The 17,637-nt window shown below is 72.6% G+C and carries 14 protein-coding genes, 2 pseudogenes and 1 riboswitch; of the genes and pseudogenes, 14 read left to right on the forward strand and 2 right to left on the reverse strand.

Features of this window, described 5'->3' with window-relative positions; all coding sequences use genetic code 11:
* The first annotated feature begins 181 nt into the window (after positions 1-181).
* The 5 genes from ACFYNS_RS19185 (at position 182) to ACFYNS_RS19205 (ending at position 5,470) form a co-directional block, all read left to right on the forward strand.
* On the forward strand, positions 182-538 hold the full coding sequence (locus ACFYNS_RS19185) for a YraN family protein (RefSeq protein WP_360297303.1): 357 nt from the start codon (positions 182-184) through the stop codon (positions 536-538).
* Positions 538-2,151 (forward strand): YifB family Mg chelatase-like AAA ATPase, encoded by a 1,614-nt coding sequence (locus ACFYNS_RS19190; RefSeq protein ID WP_360297260.1) that lies wholly within the window; start codon positions 538-540, stop codon positions 2,149-2,151. The genes ACFYNS_RS19185 and ACFYNS_RS19190 overlap by 1 nt, the downstream gene beginning before the upstream one ends.
* Positions 2,152-2,477: 326 nt before the next feature.
* Complete coding sequence (gene dprA / locus ACFYNS_RS19195) at positions 2,478-3,692, forward strand: DNA-processing protein DprA (protein WP_388604003.1); 1,215 nt, start codon at positions 2,478-2,480, stop codon at positions 3,690-3,692.
* A gap of 295 nt (positions 3,693-3,987) precedes the next feature.
* Positions 3,988-4,830 carry an RNA polymerase sigma factor WhiG gene (whiG, locus tag ACFYNS_RS19200; protein ID WP_360297257.1) on the forward strand — a complete coding sequence of 281 codons (843 nt, stop codon included), beginning with the start codon at positions 3,988-3,990 and terminating at the stop codon, positions 4,828-4,830.
* Between the two features lie 100 nt (positions 4,831-4,930).
* On the forward strand, positions 4,931-5,470 hold the full coding sequence (locus ACFYNS_RS19205) for a helix-turn-helix domain-containing protein (RefSeq protein WP_360297297.1): 540 nt from the start codon (positions 4,931-4,933) through the stop codon (positions 5,468-5,470).
* A 261-nt stretch (positions 5,471-5,731) separates the two neighbouring features.
* Here the strand turns inward: ACFYNS_RS19205 and ACFYNS_RS19210 are convergent.
* Positions 5,732-6,373, reverse strand: a pseudogene (locus tag ACFYNS_RS19210) (peptidoglycan DD-metalloendopeptidase family protein); the annotation flags it as partial.
* Positions 6,374-6,883: 510 nt separating this feature from the next.
* On the opposite strand from ACFYNS_RS19210, the gene rpsB reads away from it, so the two are divergent.
* From rpsB to ACFYNS_RS19235, 5 genes are all read left to right on the forward strand, one after another.
* The gene (gene rpsB, locus ACFYNS_RS19215) at positions 6,884-7,813 is read left to right on the forward strand and encodes a 30S ribosomal protein S2 (protein WP_388604006.1); all 930 of its coding nucleotides are present in this window, start codon (positions 6,884-6,886) and stop codon (positions 7,811-7,813) included.
* Between the two features lie 147 nt (positions 7,814-7,960).
* Positions 7,961-8,797 (forward strand): translation elongation factor Ts, encoded by an 837-nt coding sequence (gene tsf, locus ACFYNS_RS19220; protein ID WP_360300919.1) that lies wholly within the window; start codon positions 7,961-7,963, stop codon positions 8,795-8,797.
* 197 nt (positions 8,798-8,994) lie between these two features.
* Positions 8,995-9,750, forward strand: a complete 756-nt coding sequence (pyrH, locus tag ACFYNS_RS19225) for a UMP kinase (protein WP_360300922.1) — start codon at positions 8,995-8,997, stop codon at positions 9,748-9,750.
* 265 nt (positions 9,751-10,015) lie between these two features.
* The gene (gene frr, locus ACFYNS_RS19230; RefSeq protein ID WP_019355851.1) at positions 10,016-10,573 is read left to right on the forward strand and encodes a ribosome recycling factor; all 558 of its coding nucleotides are present in this window, start codon (positions 10,016-10,018) and stop codon (positions 10,571-10,573) included.
* Between the two features lie 39 nt (positions 10,574-10,612).
* Positions 10,613-11,794, forward strand: coding sequence for a phosphatidate cytidylyltransferase (locus tag ACFYNS_RS19235; protein WP_360300925.1), 1,182 nt, complete (start codon positions 10,613-10,615; stop codon positions 11,792-11,794).
* 84 nt (positions 11,795-11,878) lie between these two features.
* Here the strand turns inward: ACFYNS_RS19235 and ACFYNS_RS19240 are convergent.
* A pseudogene (locus ACFYNS_RS19240) lies at positions 11,879-12,220 on the reverse strand (VOC family protein); the annotation flags it as partial.
* Between the two features lie 197 nt (positions 12,221-12,417).
* On the opposite strand from ACFYNS_RS19240, the gene rlmN reads away from it, so the two are divergent.
* The 4 genes from rlmN (at position 12,418) to ACFYNS_RS19260 (ending at position 17,631) form a co-directional block, all read left to right on the forward strand.
* Positions 12,418-13,524: a 23S rRNA (adenine(2503)-C(2))-methyltransferase RlmN gene (gene rlmN / locus ACFYNS_RS19245; RefSeq protein ID WP_388604011.1), complete on the forward strand. Its 1,107-nt coding sequence runs from the start codon at positions 12,418-12,420 to the stop codon at positions 13,522-13,524.
* 51 nt (positions 13,525-13,575) lie between these two features.
* Positions 13,576-13,692: riboswitch (TPP riboswitch) on the forward strand.
* A complete protein-coding gene (locus ACFYNS_RS19250) occupies positions 13,688-14,764 on the forward strand; it encodes a thiamine ABC transporter substrate binding subunit (protein ID WP_388604014.1) in 1,077 nt (358 codons plus the stop codon). It overlaps the preceding riboswitch by 5 nt.
* A 137-nt stretch (positions 14,765-14,901) precedes the next feature.
* Complete coding sequence (locus tag ACFYNS_RS19255) at positions 14,902-16,512, forward strand: iron ABC transporter permease (RefSeq protein ID WP_360300937.1); 1,611 nt, start codon at positions 14,902-14,904, stop codon at positions 16,510-16,512.
* Positions 16,513-17,631, forward strand: a complete 1,119-nt coding sequence (locus ACFYNS_RS19260) for an ABC transporter ATP-binding protein (protein ID WP_360300933.1) — start codon at positions 16,513-16,515, stop codon at positions 17,629-17,631. It begins immediately after the preceding gene.
* Positions 17,632-17,637 lie beyond the last annotated feature (6 nt).

Raw genomic sequence — 17,637 nt, forward strand, 5'->3', positions numbered from 1 at the left:
ACAGTCGGTGTCCGGAGGTGGTGCCGTGATGAACACCGGCGAGACACACAGCGGAGCTGACACCGCACGTCCCCGCACCCGGCGGCCGGACGGGGAACGACCGGGCGGCCCGAGCGCGCGGGGAGGCCAGGACCCCGGTCGGCGCGACGCCCAGCGGAGGCCCGCCTGCGCGAGGGGCGCCCTGGGCCGGTACGGAGAGGACCTGGCAGCGCGTCGGTTGCGCGAAGCGGGCATGGCGGTCCTGGAACGCAACTGGCGCTGCGCCGAGGGCGAGATCGACATCGTCGCGCGGGATGCCGACGCTGTCGTGATCTGCGAGGTCAAGACCCGCAGGGCCGTCCCGTTCCAGACCCCCATGGGCAGCCTGCCCCCGGCACGGACGGCCCGACTGCGGCGGCTGGCGGGGCGCTGGCTCACCGAGCGCTGGATCGCACGCTACGGCCGCCCGCCCACCGGCGGAGTGCGCATCGACCTCGTCGGCATCGTCCTGCCCGGCCGGGGCGCGCCCGTCGTGGAGCACGTCCGGGGGATCGGCTGATGGCCTTCGCCCGTACCTGTGCGGTCGCACTCGTGGGAGTCGAGGGCGTGCTGGTCGAGGTCCAGGCCGACCTGGAACCGGGCGTCGCGGCCTTCACTCTCGTGGGACTGCCGGACAAGAGCCTCACCGAGAGCCGGGACCGAGTCCGGGCCGCGGTGGTGAACTCCGGAGTGCCCTGGCCGCAGAAGAAGCTCACCGTCGGCCTCAGCCCCGCCTCGGTGCCCAAGGGCGGCAGCGGCTTCGACATCGCCGTCGCCTGCGCCGTCCTCGCCGCGGCCGAACGCCTCGACCCGCGCCAGACCGCCGAGGTGGTGATGATCGGGGAACTGGGTCTCGACGGCCGGGTGCTGCCGGTCCGCGGAGTCCTCCCCGCCGTGCTCGCCGCCGCCGACGCGGGGTACCAACAGGTGGTCGTGGCCGAGCAGAACGCGGCGGAGGCCGCGCTGGTCCCCGACGTCTCCGTGCTCGGGGTGCGCAGCCTGCGACGGCTCATCGCCGTGCTGGCCGACGAACCGGTCCCCGAGGAACCGGAGGGCACCGACGGAGGACTGCCCGGCGCCGCCCGCGCCGGGCTCACCGGACTCCCCGCGGCACCGGGACTCACCGGCCTGCTCGGCGAAGAGCGCCCCGTCGACCTCGCCGACGTGGCGGGGCAGCACCGTGCCCGGCACGCACTGGAGATCTCCGCCGCGGGCCGGCACCACCTCTACTTCAAAGGCCCGCCCGGTGCCGGGAAGACGATGCTCGCGGAACGGCTGCCCGGACTGCTGCCTCCGCTCAGCAGAAAGGAGTCGCTCGAGGTCACCGCCGTGCACTCGGTCGCCGGCGCCCTGCCCGGCGAACAGCCGCTGGTCGCCAGGCCGCCCTACTGCGCCCCGCACCACTCGGCCACCATGGCCGCACTCGTCGGCGGCGGCTCCGGCCTGCCCCGACCCGGCGCCGTCTCCCTCGCCCACAACGGGGTGCTCTTCTTGGACGAAGCAGCTGAATGCGGAGCACAGGTCCTGGACGCCCTGCGGCAGCCGCTGGAGTCGGGGCACGTCGTGGTGGCCCGGGCCGCCGGGATGATGCGGATGCCCGCCCGCTTCCTGCTGGCGCTGGCCGCCAACCCGTGTCCCTGCGGGCGGCACGGCAGCGCCGGGGGCGGGTGCGAGTGCAGGCCTTCCGCGGTACGCCGCTACCGGGCGCGGCTCTCCGGGCCGCTGCTGGACCGCGTCGATCTGCGGGTCGCCGTGGCGCCGCTGGCCCGCTCCGAGTTGGCCGCGGTGGACGGCCGCGCGGAGTCCACCCGCGTGGTGGCCGCCCGGGTCCAGGAGGCGCGGGAGCGCGCCGCGGTGCGGTACGCGGAGACGCCGTGGCAGACCAACAGCGAGGTCCCTGGGCACGAACTGCGCACCCGCCACCCAGCGCTCCCCGGAGCGCTCGCCGACGCAGAGGACGATCTGGAGCGCGGACTGCTCACCGCGCGCGGCCTCGACCGGGTGCTGCGGGTCGCCTGGACCGTTGCCGACCTCGCGGGGCACTCCCGGCCCACCCGTGACGACGTCCATGCCGCCCTGGAGCTGAGGACCGGCATCCGCCGGGGCTCCCCGACCGCGGAGGTACCCGTATGACCGCCGAGCATCCGCGGCCGGGAGCAGGCCGTTCCGGCCCCCGGAACACCCCGCCCCCGGCCGCCACGGAGTGCGGGCAGCCCGCCGGGCCGGACTGCCGCGCGGAGCCCCGTACGGCCGCCGCTCCGGGGCCCGGGCCGCCTCGACCACCTGACGGCGCCGGGCCGGTCGATGCCGGCGAACAGGTCGAAGGAGTCGGGCTGTCCGAGGCGCCCGGCCGGTCCGAGGGTGCCCGCACATCGGCCGGGCACGGATCGTCCGACGGGATCCGACCCGCTGATGGAGCCGGATCGTCCGACGGGCCCCGGCGGGTCGGCAGGCCCCGATTGTTCGACGACGAGACTCGACCGGCCGCCGCGACCCCCCGGGGGGCCACCGGGCAGCCGGGTCCGGTCCGGCCGGAGCAGGCGCCGGAGGAGTCCGAGCGCCTCGCACGGGCGGCCCTCACCCGCATCGAGGAGCCGGGCGACGAACTCGTCGGAAGGTGGCTGGCCGCGCATGGAGCATGCGCGGTGGTGGCGGCGCTGAGCGGGAGCGGTCCACCGCTCAGCGGCGCGGGAGAGCGACGATGGGCGGGGCTGAAGCTGCGGGCCGCCCGGGCGCGGCCGCATGCGGACCTGGCCGCCATCGCCGCGAGCGGCGGCCGTTTCGTCTGCCCCGGGGACTCCGAATGGCCCCGCCAGCTTGACGACTTGGGCCAGGCCGCGCCCTTCGGGCTGTGGCTGAAGGGCGAACCCTCCCTCCGGTTGTGGGCGCTGCGCTCGGTGGCCGTCGTCGGTGCGCGCGCGTGTACCGAGTACGGCGCGCACTGCGCCGCCGCGCTCGGTGCGGGGCTCGCCGAACGGGGATGGACCGTGGTGTCGGGTGCCGCCTACGGCATCGACGCCGCTGCCCATCGCGGGGCTCTGGCCGTCCGGGGACCCACCGCGGGGGTTCTCGCCTGCGGGGCCGATGTCGCCTACCCGCCGGGCAACCAGGAACTGATCCGCGCGGTGGGTGAGCGCGGCCTGCTGATCGCGGAGCTGCCGCCCGGTGACCACCCCACCCGCAGCAGATTCGTGCTGCGGAACCGGGTGATCGCCGCGCTCACCCGGGGAACGGTCGTGGTGGAGGCTGCCCTGCGCAGCGGAGCGCTGGTCACGGCCCGCCGCGCCCTGGGGCTGGGGCGGCAACTGATGGGCGTGCCTGGCCCGGTCACCTCCGGACTCTCCCAGGGGGTCCACGAACTTCTGCGCGGCGAGGCCACGGTGGTCACCGACGCCGACGAAGTGATCGAACAGGTGGGGATGGTCGGCGAGCTGGCTCCGGAGCGCCGGGCACCGGCCGTGCCGAGGGACGCGCTGAGTCCCGGCGCGGCGCGGGTCCTGGAAGCGCTTCCCGGCCGGGGAACGGGCGAGCTCGCCCGCATCGCGTGTTCCGCGGGTGTCCCGCCGGGTGAAGTGCTCGCACGCCTCCACGAACTGCGGGCCCTCGGCTTCGTTGAACGCGACGGTGAGTGCTGGCAGTTGACCGCGCTGGGCAAGGGGCACCCCATCGGGTGATGATGCGGTCCTTGACCTGGGGCTATCGGGTGAAAGGGTGAGCTGTGCGCGCTCGCCGGGGCGGCACGGGTCCCGCGGGCCGGGCCACCCCGGCCCCGTGCCCGGTCATCCGCGCCGCGTCCGCCTCCAGCACCGCCGGACAACCGGCGAAAGGAGCATGCCGACGCAGGGAAGAAAACAAGACGTCGCTTACCGCGACGTCACGGTCACGCTACGCTCACACCATCTCGCAACCAGACTCACGCTTCTGCACCGACAGACCACCACTACCCAGCAGAACGGCTCAAGGCGACGTATGCCTCAGCACATCTCCGGGCCCGACCGCACCGCCGCAGCCGCGCGCGTCGTGGTCGACGACGATACGCCCAGGACTGCGCCCAGCTCGCTGGATGAACTCTGGCGGTCCTACAAGGCCACAGCGGACAGCGGGCTGCGCGAACAGCTCATCCTGCACTATTCGCCGCTGGTCAAGTACGTCGCGGGCAGGGTCAGCGTCGGTCTGCCGTCCAATGTCGAGCAGGCCGACTTCGTCTCCTCCGGGATCTTCGGACTCATCGACGCCATCGAGAAGTTCGACCCCTCCCGCTCCATCAAGTTCGAGACCTACGCCATCACCCGCATCCGGGGCGCGATGATCGACGAACTGCGGGCGCTGGACTGGATCCCGCGGTCGGTACGGCAGAAGGCCCGCGCCGTGGAGCGTGCCTACGCCACTCTCGAGGCCCGGCTCCGGCGCAGCCCCTCCGAGTCGGAAGTCGCCGAGGAGATGGGGATCGAGACGGAAGAACTGCACGGCGTCTTCAGCCAGTTGTCCCTGGCCAACGTGGTGGCTCTGGAGGAACTGCTGCACGTCGGGGGGGACGGCGGCGACCGGCTGAGCCTGATGGACACGCTGGAGGACACCGCGGCTGACAACCCCGTCGAGGTCGCCGAGGACCGGGAGCTGCGGCGCCTGCTGGCGCGGGCCATCAACACCCTCCCCGAACGGGAGAAGACAGTGGTGACCCTCTACTACTACGAAGGTCTCACCCTCGCCGAGATCGGCCAGGTGCTCGGTGTCACGGAGAGCAGGGTCAGCCAGATCCACACCAAATCGGTTCTGCAGCTCCGTGCCAAGCTCGCCGACGCGGGGCGCTGACCCAGTCGGTCGCGCGGGACCCGTGCAACTTTCGACCGCCGCTCCGTAAGCTGGGGGCGTGCCCAGGATTCGAGCGGCCTCCGTGGCCGAGCACCGGACGATGCAGCGCGCGGCCCTGCTGGACGCCGCCAGGTCACTGCTGTCCGAGGGCGGTACGGAAGCCCTGACCTTCCCCGCCCTCGCGCAGCGCACCGGCTTGGCTCGCTCCTCCGTCTACGAGTACTTCCGCTCCCGCGCCGCGGTCGTCGAAGAGCTGTGCGCTGCCGACTTCCCGGTGTGGGCAGCCGAGGTCGAGTCGGCCATGCGGGCCGCACCGACGCCCGAGGGCAAGGTCGAGGCATATGTCCGCAGGCAGTTGGCCCTGGTCGGGGACCGCCGTCACCGCGCCGTCGTCGCGATCTCCGCAGGCGAACTCGACGCGGGGGCGCGCGAGCGGATCCGCGCCGCACACGGCGGGCTGATCTCGATGGTCGTCGAGGCGCTCGGCGAGCTCGGCCACGCCCAGCCCCGTCTCGTCGCCGTGCTGCTGCAGGGCGTCGTGGACGCGGGGGTGCGCCGTATCGAGCTCGGGGCCGCCGAGGACCCGGAGCAGATCGCCGAGGCCGCCGTCTCCATGGCGCTGAACGGCGTCGGGGGCTGACGGCGGGGAGGTGGTCGGCAGCAGGCGGACCTTCCGCCTCCCGGCAGTCGGCCGATCGGCCACCGCCTGCGGCACCCGCCCCGTTCCGCTGTCCGCCGTCTCCCGGCGCTGCGGTCCGCTGTCTTCGACCGGTACCGGCACTCCGCGGACCGGCAGCAGCCGGGAGGGTCCGCCCAGGAGCGCCGCGGGCAGCAGGGAGAGCGGGTCGAGATAGCGCTTGTCCCGCAGCAGCCCCCAGTGCAGGCAGGTGCGCGGACAGTGAGTGCCGCGCAGGAGCGTGCCCACGCGCTGGCCGGCCCGCACCCGCTCGCCCTCGCGCACGGAGGGCCGCACCGGCTGGTACGTCGTCCGCAACGGAGGCCGCCCCGAGCTGTTGAGCTCGATGGAGACCACCCACCGCCCCGCGACCCGGCCGGCGAACGACACCCGGCCCGCCGCCACCGCGCGCACCGGCCGCCCGGCGTCGGAGGCGAGGTCGACCCCGCGGTGGCCCGCCGCCCACGGTTCGGGCGGTGGATCCCAGCCGCGCAGCACCCGCGGCCGGCGGGCGCCGTCCCTTCCCCGGACCGGCCAGGCCCGCCCGGTCACGGGGAGGTCCGCTTCCCGGCCCTGGGGATCGCGGTCCCCGGACGCGTGGCTCGGCCCGCTCCCCTCTCCCGCGGGCTCACGGGCGTCCTCGGCGGCGGACAGCGCCGCCGCCGAGGACGCGGCGGGTGCGACCGCGGTGCCCGTGCGGGGAAGGGGGCTCAGCCAGACCAGCAGTCCCAGCAGCACGACGGCTCGCGCCGCCGCGTGTGCGACGGGGCGAGCCGCTCTCCGCTGCCGCGGAGTGCGGGAGCGGGAAGGCCGGGAGGTCGGGAGCGCGCGGCGCGAGCCGTCGCCCGGGGAGGGCCGCTGTTCCATGGAAGAACGGTGGCCCGGTTCGCCGTCGCGCGGGGATCATGGTCCGCAGCTGTGGACAACCGGTCGGCTGTGCACAGCTCCGTCACCCGGACGAGGGGGATCCGGGCTGCACCGGAGATGAGGGGATCCGGGCGGCTCGGGAGCGGCTGCGAAGCCGTTCCGCGCTCGTCACCCGTGCGGGGGGTCTGTCTGCGCCGGCGGCAGTCCGGTTCCCCCGGTTCCGTGCCCCGCGCCCCACCGCGGGGCCCTGGTGCCAGGCGCCCGCGCTACGGCCCCCCGACCCCGGCGGGCGCGGGGCCCCTTCGCGGTCCCGTACACTGCTGATGCGGCCCGGGCGACCGGGCTGACTTCGCACGCCCCGCCACCCTCACCCGGTGGCCGCGCATCTCGGTCCCAGGAACGGTCCCGGTCTCCGCACCGGAACCCTCCGGGCGGCGCGTCGGGGGCGTCAGGCAAGCGGGGGCGTCCGGCCTCCGCTGACGACAACCGAGTACACCAAGGAGAACGGCCATGGCCGTCGTCACGATGCGGGAGCTGCTGGAGAGCGGCGTCCACTTCGGGCACCAGACCCGCCGCTGGAACCCGAAGATGAAGCGCTTCATCTTCACCGAGCGCAATGGCATCTACATCATCGACCTGCTCCAGTCGCTGTCGTACATCGACCGCGCCTACGAGTTCGTCAAGGAGACCGTCGCCCACGGCGGCTCCATCATGTTCGTCGGCACCAAGAAGCAGGCCCAGGAGGCCATCGCCGAGCAGGCCACCCGCGTGGGCATGCCCTACGTGAACCAGCGCTGGCTCGGCGGCATGCTCACCAACTTCTCGACGGTCTACAAGCGGCTGCAGCGCCTCAAGGAGCTGGAGCAGATCGACTTCGAGGACGTGGCCGCATCCGGCCTCACCAAGAAGGAGCTGCTGGTCCTCTCCCGCGAGAAGGCCAAGCTGGAGAAGACCCTCGGTGGTATCCGCGAGATGCAGAAGGTGCCCAGCGCCGTCTGGATCGTGGACACCAAGAAGGAGCACATCGCCGTCGGCGAGGCGCGCAAGCTCAACATCCCGGTGGTGGCGATCCTCGACACCAACTGCGACCCCGACGAGGTCGACTACAAGATCCCGGGTAACGACGACGCGATCCGCTCCGTCACGCTGCTGACCCGCGTGATCGCCGACGCCGTGGCCGAGGGCCTCATCGCCCGTTCGTCCGGCGGCTCCGGCGAGGGCAAGGGCGAGAAGGCCGCCGGTGAGCCGCTGGCCGAGTGGGAGCGTGACCTTCTCGAGGGCGAGAAGGCCGCCGAGAAGCCCGCCGCCGAGGCTGAGCCCGCCGAGGCCGAGAAGCCCGCCGAGACCGAGGCGCAGCCCGCCGCCGAGGGCGCCGAGGGTGCCGAGGCCGAGGTCGCCGAGGGCGAGCAGGCGGCGACTCCCGCCGAGCAGCAGGGCTGACCCACGGGCCACGTGGAGCACGTGGGCCCACAGGTGCGCGGTGGGACGGCGGGGGCCGGGTGCCCCCGCCGTCCAGCCGTGAGCTGAGCCGGTCCCGTGTGACTCCGAACCAACCTCACCGACTTTCCGAGAAGAGATTCACAGACCATGGCGAACTACACCGCCGCCGACGTCAAGAAGCTCCGGGAGCTCACCGGCGCCGGCATGATGGACTGCAAGAAGGCGCTGGACGAGGCCGAGGGCAACGTCGACAAGGCCGTCGAGGTCCTGCGCGTCAAGGGCCAGAAGGGCGTGGCCAAGCGCGAGAGCCGCACCGCCGAGAACGGCGCGGTCATCACCCGCATCGCCGCCGACAGCGCCACCGGTGTGCTGGTCGAGCTCAAGTGCGAGACGGACTTCGTCGCCAAGGGTGAGAAGTTCCTCGCCGCCGCCGAGGCCATCGCCGCGCACATCGAGGCCACCTCCCCGGCCGACATCGACGCGCTGCTCGCCTCCGAGATCGAGTCCGGCAAGACCGTGCAGGCGTACGTCGACGAGGCCAACGCCGGCCTCGGCGAGAAGATCGTGCTGGACCGCTTCGCGCAGTTCTCCGGCGCCTTCGTCGGCTCCTACCTGCACCGCACCAGCCCGGACCTGCCTCCGCAGGTCGGCGTGCTGGTCGAGCTGGACGCCGCGAACGAGGAGATCGCCAAGGATGTCGCGCAGCACATCGCCGCCTTCGCCCCGGCGTACCTGACCCGCGAGGACATCCCGGAGGAGACGGTCGCCAACGAGCGCCGTATCGCCGAGGAGACCGCCCGCGAGGAGGGTAAGCCCGAGGCCGCTCTGCCGAAGATCATCGAGGGCCGGGTCAACGGCTTCTTCAAGGAGAACACCCTCCTGGACCAGCCCTTCGCCAAGGACAACAAGAAGTCCGTGCAGAAGGTCCTGGACGAGGCCGGTGTCTCGCTGAAGCGCTTCGCCCGCTTCCGCGTCGGCGCCTGAGGACCCCGTTACCGACGCGCCCCGCAGGCCGGTTCTGCTCGCTCGGGGGTGGAGCACACCGGGTAGCGCGCACGGAACCGGCACGGGCCCGATAAGGTCGGGCACAGGGCAGTTGTGACGAGGAGGCCATTGCCGCAGAGGGAACCGCGAGGATCCGACGGCAATGGCCTCTTTCGTATGTGCACGAGGAGATCTCCATGAGCAGCAATGACACCGACAACGACAGCGACGGCCGGCGGCGCTTCCTGCTGAAGCTCTCCGGCGAGGCGTTCGCCGGTGGCGGCGGACTCGGTGTCGATCCCGACGTCGTGCACAAGATGGCCCGGGAGATCGCCTCGGTCGTCCAGGACGGGGCCGAGATGGCCGTCGTCATCGGCGGCGGCAACTTCTTCCGGGGCGCCGAGCTCCAGCAGCGCGGCATGGACCGCGCGCGCTCGGACTACATGGGCATGCTCGGCACCGTGATGAACTGCCTGGCACTCCAGGACTTCCTGGAGAAGGAGGGCATCGACTCGCGGGTGCAGACCGCCATCACGATGGGGCAGGTCGCCGAGCCCTACATCCCGCTCCGCGCCATCCGCCACCTGGAGAAGGGCCGCGTCGTCATCTTCGGCGCCGGTATGGGGATGCCCTATTTCTCCACCGACACCACGGCCGCCCAGCGTGCTCTGGAGATCAACGCCGAGGTGATGCTCATGGGCAAGAACGGTGTGGACGGCGTCTACGACGCCGACCCGGCGCGCAACCCCGCGGCGGTGAAGTTCGACGCGCTCGAGTACGGCGAGGTCATCACCCGCGATCTCAAGGTCGCCGACATGACCGCGATCACGCTCTGCAGGGACAACAAGCTGCCGATCCTCGTCTTCGAGCTGCTGGCCGAAGGCAATATCGGCCGCGCCGTCAAGGGTGAGAAGATCGGCACCCTGGTCAGCAACCAGGGCACCCGGCCCTGACCGGCCCCCACTCCGGCTTCGGACCCGGCACCGGCCCGGTCGGCGGATCCGCGGATGCGGCCGGACACCCGGGTACCGGTCGGGTGGCGTCGGCGGCAACACCGTCACGCCGGAACGGCACGGTACGGGGATGGACAACAGCCTGCCGGTCGGACACCGTGCAGGCAGCAGGGCATCGCGGGGGCCGGGGCGGCCCGCGGGGCGGCCGTCAGCTCACAGCCCCGGATGAAGCAGTCAGGCTCATTCATCGAACCAGGAGCACGTGGTGATCGAAGAGACCCTCCTCGAAGCCGAGGAAAAGATGGAGAAGGCGGTCGTCGTCGCCAAGGAGGACTTCGCCGCTATCCGCACCGGCCGTGCGCACCCGGCGATGTTCAACAAGATCGTGGCCGAGTACTACGGCACGATGACGCCGATCAACCAGCTCGCGTCGTTCTCCGTACCGGAGCCCCGGATGGCGGTGGTCACCCCGTTCGACAAGAGCTCGCTGCGCAACATCGAACAGGCCATCCGCGACTCGGATCTGGGCGTCAACCCGTCGAACGACGGCCATATCATCCGGGTGACGTTCCCCGAGCTGACCGAGGAACGCCGCCGGGAGTACATCAAGGTCGCCAAGGCCAAGGGCGAGGACGCCAAGATCTCCATCCGGAGCATCCGGCGCAAGGCCAAGGAAGCCATGGACAAGGCCATCAAGGACGGCGAGGTCGGTGAGGACGAGGGCCGCAGGGGCGAGAAGGAACTCGACGACACCACCTCCAAGTACGTCGCACAGGTGGACGAGCTGCTCAAGCACAAGGAGTCCGAGCTGCTCGAGGTCTGAGCCCACCGTCCCAAGGTCCGAGGTCGAAGGCTGCTATCTGTGAACGACTCATCCTGGGGAGCACCGCAACCGGACGCGGGCTACTGGGGCCCTCCCGAGCAGGGCTCCGCCGCTCCCGCGGCGATGCCCCGCCCGGGCGATGGTCCGGTGTCCGCCCACGACGTGAGCGTCCCCGTGCACGATGTGGGCGGCGAGGCGTCGCAGACTCGGCGTATGCCCATTGCACCCGACCCCGGGAGCCCCGGTGACGCCGGAGACGGCCGTACCGGCCGGCGCGGCCCCGATGACCCCCGACCCACGGATCCCGCCAATCCCTCCGGCGGTGCGCGGCACGGCCAGGACGGGCCGGAACCGCCGCACACCCCACGGCAGCCCGAAGCGCCCGCAGCTGCGGAGGGGGGCAGGAAGCGCGCCGGGCGGGACCTGCCCGCGGCGATAGGGGTCGGTCTGGGCCTCGGCGCCGTCATTCTGGCTGCACTGTTCTTCTACAAGCCGGCCTTCCTCGGCGTCATCGTGCTGGCGGTCGTCGTCGGGCTCTGGGAACTGACCTCCCGGCTGCGGGAGCGCAAGGAGATCCAGGTCCCGCTGGTGCCGCTGGCGCTCGGCGGTGCGGCCATGACGGTCGCCGGCTATCTGCGGGGCGCGGAGGGCGCCTGGATCGCCATGGCGCTCACGGCGCTGGCCGTGCTGGCCTGGCGCATGACGCAGCCTGCGGCCGACTACCTGCGGGATGTGACGGCGGCCCTCTTCGCCGCTTTCTACGTGCCCTTCCTCGCCACCTTCGTCGCCCTGATGCTGGCGGCGGACGACGGACCCTGGCGGGTGCTCACGTTCCTGATCCTCACCGTGGTCAGCGACACCGGCGCCTACGCGGTGGGCTGGCGGTTCGGGCGGCACAAGCTGGCCCCCCGGATCAGTCCCGGCAAGACGCGGGAGGGACTGGTCGGCGCGGTGGCCTTCGCCATGGCGGCGGGTGCCCTGTGCACGCAGTTCCTGATCGACGACGGGCGCTGGTGGCAGGGCCTGCTGCTGGGCCTCGCGGTCGCGGTCAGCGCCACCCTGGGCGATCTGGGCGAGTCGATGATGAAGCGCGACCTGGGCATCAAGGACATGGGAACCCTGCTGCCCGGGCACGGCGGCATCATGGACCGGCTCGACTCGCTGCTCCCGACCGCGCCGGTGGTCTGGCTGCTGCTGGTGGTCTTCGTCGGCGCGGGCTGAGACCGCCCCGGCCCGGGAGGTCCCGCGAGCGTCCGCACTCGCGGGACGTGGAGCACAGGTGTCACACCGGAGAATGCGGAACCCGTTGACCCCCGGGTCGGCGAGGTCCGTCCGGGGACGTCGCCCTGGCCCACGTCGGCGGGCAGTCGCGCCGAGTTCCCGGAGGCGCGCGGTCAGGTCCGCCCGGCGGGCGGCAGAGCCGGTGGCGAGATCACGTGCACCCGGTTCTTCCCCGTCCTGGCTTCGGGGACGCGCAGGACGTCCACGCAGAGGGCGACGGGGCAGGGGTGACTGAAGCCGGGGGTCGACGTCGGCCACCTCCGGACCGTCATCCGCCACGGACCAGCCGAGCGCCTCCGCCCAGAAGCGGCCGAGCGCCGAGTTGTCCCGGGCCTTCATCGCAATCTGCACCAGCCGCGTCGCCATGCGCTGACCCAGGCCGGTCCTGTCCGGGGTCCTCGGCCTCTTCTCCCGACCGCCCGGCCTCCACCACCTCCGCACCCCGGGGGCGGCTCTCGGGCCGGGTGGTGCCGACCGGCGACGCCGGCCGACGACCGGGGGCGGCCGGCCCCTGCCCCGCTGACCAGCGGCACGCCAAGATGATCTGCGACACTGGTACGGCTATGCCTGCACCCGGAGAACTCACGTTCGTCGCCCCGCGCGGCGCCAAGAAGCCGCCCCGCCACCTTGCCGACCTCGCTCCCGAGGAGCGCCGTGCGGCGGTCGTGGAGCTCGGCGAGAAGCCCTTCCGCGCCAAGCAGCTCTCGCAGCACTACTTCTCGCGGCTGGCGCACGACCCGCAGCAGTGGACCGACATCCCGGCCGCTGCCCGCGAGAAGCTGGCGTCCGGGCTGTTGCCCGACCTGATGAGTGTGGTGCGGCACATCAGCTGCGACGACGACGCCACGCGCAAGACGCTGTGGCGGCTGCACGACGGGACGCTCGTGGAGTCCGTCCTGATGCGGTACCCGGACCGGGTCACCATGTGCATCAGCTCGCAGGCCGGCTGCGGGATGAACTGTCCGTTCTGCGCCACGGGCCAGGCCGGTCTGGACCGGAACCTGAGCACCGCGGAGATCGTCCACCAGATCGTCGACGGGATGCGCGCCCTGCGGGACGGCGAGGTGCCCGGCGGGCCGGCGCGGCTGTCGAACATCGTCTTCATGGGGATGGGCGAGCCGCTGGCCAACTACAAGCGGGTGGTCGGTGCCATCCGGCGGCTGACCGACCCCGAGCCGGACGGCCTCGGGCTGTCCCAGCGCGGCATCACCGTCTCCACGGTCGGTCTCGTGCCCGCGATGCTGCGCTTCGCCGACGAGGGTTTCAAATGCCGGCTGGCGCTCTCCCTGCACGCGCCCGACGACGAACTGCGGGACACCCTGGTGCCGGTCAACACCCGGTGGAAGGTGCGAGAGGTGCTCGACGCCGCCTGGGAGTACGCGGCCAGGTCCGGGCGCCGGGTCTCCATCGAGTACGCGTTGATCAAGGACATCAATGACCAGGCGTGGCGTGCCGATCTGCTGGGCCGGCTACTCAAGGGCAAGCGGGTGCACGTCAATCTCATCCCGCTCAACCCGACGCCCGGCTCCAAGTGGACGGCCTCCCGTCCCGAGGACGAGGCCGCGTTCGTGCGGACGCTGGAGTCGCACGGTGTACCCGTGACCGTACGGGACACCCGGGGTCAGGAGATCGACGGTGCGTGCGGCCAGCTCGCGGCAACCGAACGCTGACGCCTGACTGGTAGTGTTCGAACGGGCCGCCCGGTGCGGCCCGCACAACCGAACAGCCGACAGGGGAGCGCTCACAGCGCTGAGAGTGCGGCCGTACGCCCCGTATGTGTCGCAGACCCTCGAACCTCGCCCGGGTCATGCCGGGTAGGAAGTCGATGCACTGATGAAAAAGCACGCACGGCGGGCTGCCGCCGTAACCACCGCTGTCCTCACCCTCGCAGTTCTGGCCACCGCATGCGGCGGCTCGGACGACAGCGCGGACTCCAAGACGGTCACTCTCGTCACCCACGACTCGTTCGCCGTCTCGAAGTCCGTGCTGAAGGACTTCGAGAAGCGCAGCGGCTACAAGGTCGAGGTGCTGCGCGGCGGCGACGCGGGTGCCGCCGTGAACCAGGCCGTGCTCAACAAGGGCAACCCGCAGGGCGACGTCTTCTTCGGCGTCGACAACACGCTGCTCTCCCGCCCGCTGGACAAGGGCGTCTTCGCCCCCTACGAGGCCGAGGGCCTGGCGAAGGTGCCCGAGCGGCTGCAGGCGGACTCGGAGAAGCACCGGGTCACCCCGGTGGACACCGGCGACGTGTGCGTCAACTACGACCGCCGGTGGTTCGCCGACAAGAAGCTCGACCCGCCGCGTACCCTGCAGGACCTGGCGAAGCCCCGCTACAAGGACCTGCTGGTGACCGAGGACGCCGCCAACTCCTCTCCCGGCCTGGCGTTCCTGCTGGCGAGCGTCGCCGAGTTCGGCGAGGACGGCTGGCAGGACTACTGGAAGAAGCTGCGCGCCAACGGGGCCGAGGTCGCCGGGAGCTGGGAGCAGGCCTACAACGACCGCTTCAGCGGCTCCCGCGAGGGCAAGGGCAAGGGCGACAAGCCGCTGGTCGTCTCCTACGCCTCCAGCCCGCCCGCCGAGGTCATGGGCGAGAAGAACCCGCCCGAGCAGGCACCGACGGGCGTGGCCAAGGGGACCTGCTTCCGGCAGACCGAGTACGCCGGGCTGCTCCGCGGCGCGAAGAACACCGAGGGCGGGCAGGCGCTGCTGGACTTCCTGCTCAGCAAGCGGTTCCAGGAGGACCTGCCGCTGAAGATGTTCGTCAACCCGGTCCGCGAGGACGCCCGGCTGCCGGAGCTGTTCACCAAGTACGGCGAGACCGTGGACGACCCCGCCACCGTCGCCCCGCGGAAGATCGCGGAACACCGCGAGCAGTGGATCAAGACGTGGACGTCGCTCGCCGTGAAGTAGCCGCCCGCGACGCCGCGGCCCGGGCCCTCCCGGACTCTCCGGAGGGGCCGGTGACTCCCGGCGCCCCGGACGGCCCCACCGCGCGACCGTCCGCCGCCGCGAACCGCGGCGGCGGCACCGGCGTGCGGCTCGCACTGATGGCCGTCCCGGCGGCGTTCTTCGCGCTCTTCTTCGGCTACCCGGTGGCCGCGATCGTCTTCCGGGGGCTGCACGAGGGCGGCAGCTGGCAGTCCGGCCGGATCGTCCAGGTGCTCGGCGATCCCGACATCCTCCGGGTGCTCTGGTTCACGCTGTGGCAGGCCGGGGTCTCCACCGTGCTCACTCTCGCGCTGGCCCTTCCCGGCGCCTACGTGTTCGCGCGGTTCGACTTTCCGGGCAAGCGGCTGCTGCGCGCCGTGGTGACGGTGCCGTTCGTGCTGCCGACAGTCGTCGTCGGCTCCGCCTTCCTCGCGCTGGCCGGGCGTGGGGGAGCACTGGACGTCTGGTTCGGGGTACGGCTGGACACCAGCGTGTGGGCGATCCTGCTCGCGCACGTTTTCTTCAACTACGCGGTTGTCGTGCGCACCGTCGGCAGCCTGTGGTCGCAGCTCGACCCGCGCCAGGAGGAGGCCGCACGCGTTTTGGGCGCCGGCCGGTTCACCGCCTGGCGGCGGGTCACCCTGCCCGCGCTGGCGCCGTCCGTGGCGGCCGCCGCGCTGATCGTCTTCCTGTTCACCTTCACCAGCTTCGGCGTCATCCAGGTCCTGGGCGGGCCGCGATACGCCACGCTGGAGGTCGAGATCTACCGGCAGACCGCCACCCTGCTGGACCTGCCGACCGCCGCCGTGCTGACGCTCACCCAACTCGCCGCCGTCGCCGCCCTGCTGGCCGTGCACGCCTGGGCGCTGCGCAAGCGCGAGAGCGCGCTCAGCCTCGTACCCGCGGAGCACACCGCCCGCCGTCCGGCAAGGCCCGGACAGTGGACGACGGTGGGCACCGTGCTGGGCGTGATGCTCGTGCTGACGGTCGTCCCGCTGCTCGTGCTGGTCCAGCGGGCACTCGACGGACCCGACGGATACGGCCTCGGCTTCTTCCGCGCGCTGGGCGCCCACTCCGACAGCGCGACCTTCGTCGTCGCGCCCGTCGAGGCCATCGGCAACTCACTGGCCTACGCCGCCGTGGCGACGGCCATCGCCCTGGTGGTGGGCGGGCTGGCCGCCGCCGCCCTCACCCGGCGGGCCGGTCGGCTGGTGCGGGGCTTCGACGCGCTGCTGATGCTCCCGCTGGGCACCTCCGCCGTCACCGTCGGCTTCGGCTTCCTCGTCGCGCTGGACGAGCCGCCGCTGGATCTGCGGTCGAGCTGGATCCTGGTGCCGCTGGCCCAGGCACTGGTCGGCGTGCCGTTCGTCATCCGCACCATGCTGCCGGTGCTGCGTGCCGTGGACGTGCGGCTGCGCGAGACCGCGGCCGTGCTGGGCGCCTCCCCGCTGCGGGCCTGGCGGGAGGTCGACTTCCCGCTGGTGCGCCGCGCGCTCCTGGTAGCCGCCGGGTTCGCCTTCACCGTCTCGCTGGGCGAGTTCGGCGCGACCGTGTTCATCGCCCGGCCCGACGCGCCCACCCTGCCGGTCGCGGTGGCCCGGATGCTGGGGCGGGCCGGGGAGGCACATTACGGCCAGGCCATGGCCTTGAGCACGCTTCTCATGCTCGTCTGCGCGGGGGTACTGCTCGCGCTGGAGCGGGTGCGAACCGACGGCCGGAGGGAGTTGTAGATGCTGCGGCTGGACGGAGTGACCGTGAGCTTCGGCGAGCGGACCGCGCTGGACGCGGTCGACCTGGAGGTGGCCGCACACGAGACGGTCTGCGTCCTGGGGCCCAGCGGCAGCGGCAAGTCCACCCTCCTGCGCGTCGTCGCGGGGCTGCAGGAGGTCCGCAGCGGCCGGGTGCTGCTGTCGGGGCAGGACCAGACCGGCGTGCCGCCGCACCGGCGGGGCGTCGGCCTGATGTTCCAGGACCACCAGCTCTTCCCGCAGCGCGACGTCGCCGGAAACATCGGCTTCGGACCGCGTATGCACCGCATGGGCCGCGCCGAGGCCGACCGCCGGGTCGCCGAACTGCTGGACCTGGTGGGGCTGCCGGGCGCGGGGCGACGGGCGGTGACCGCGCTCTCCGGCGGCGAGCAGCAGCGGGTCGCGCTGGCCCGCGCGCTGGCTCCGGAGCCGAGGCTGCTGATGCTGGACGAGCCGCTGGGCCAGCTCGACCGCGGACTGCGCGAGCGCCTCGTCGTCGAGCTGCGCGGCCTGTTCCGCAGGCTGGGTACGACGGTGCTCGCCGTCACCCACGACCATGGGGAGGCGTTCGCGCTCGCCGACCGGGTCGTGGTGATGGAGCGTGGCCGCATCGCCCAGGCGGGCACCCCGCTGGAGGTCTGGCAGCGCCCCGCCTCCGAGTTCGTCGCCCGCTTCCTGGGCTTCGACAACATCACCCCGGCCACCGTCGACGGCACAACCGCGGACACGGTCTGGGGGCAGCTGCCCGTTCCGGACGGCACCCCGCGGGGCGGCGGCCACGTGCTCGTGCGCCCCGGCGGTGTGCTGCTGCGCGAGCCTGGGGAGGGGCTGCGCTGCACGGTGGAGGCGCGCACGTTCCGCGGCGGGGACGCCTCCACGGTCACCGTGCTGCTGCGTCCGGACGCGGGACCGCCTCTGGAGGCCGCCTGCACGCTGCGGGACGCGCCGCAGGAGGGAGCCGAGGTGGGGGTCGTCTTCGACCCGCGGGAGGTGGTCGCCCTGGGGGCCCCGCACGGCGCTCCGGACGCACGCCACACCCCCGCGCCGCGGAAGGCGAGCCCGGGACGCGGCCCTTCGCCCGGCTCGGGCCGGACCCGGTAGCCGCAG

Origin of the sequence: Streptomyces sp. NPDC006925 (genome assembly GCF_042869575.1) — a bacterium.
In the GTDB taxonomy this organism is placed as follows: domain Bacteria; phylum Actinomycetota; class Actinomycetes; order Streptomycetales; family Streptomycetaceae; genus Streptomyces.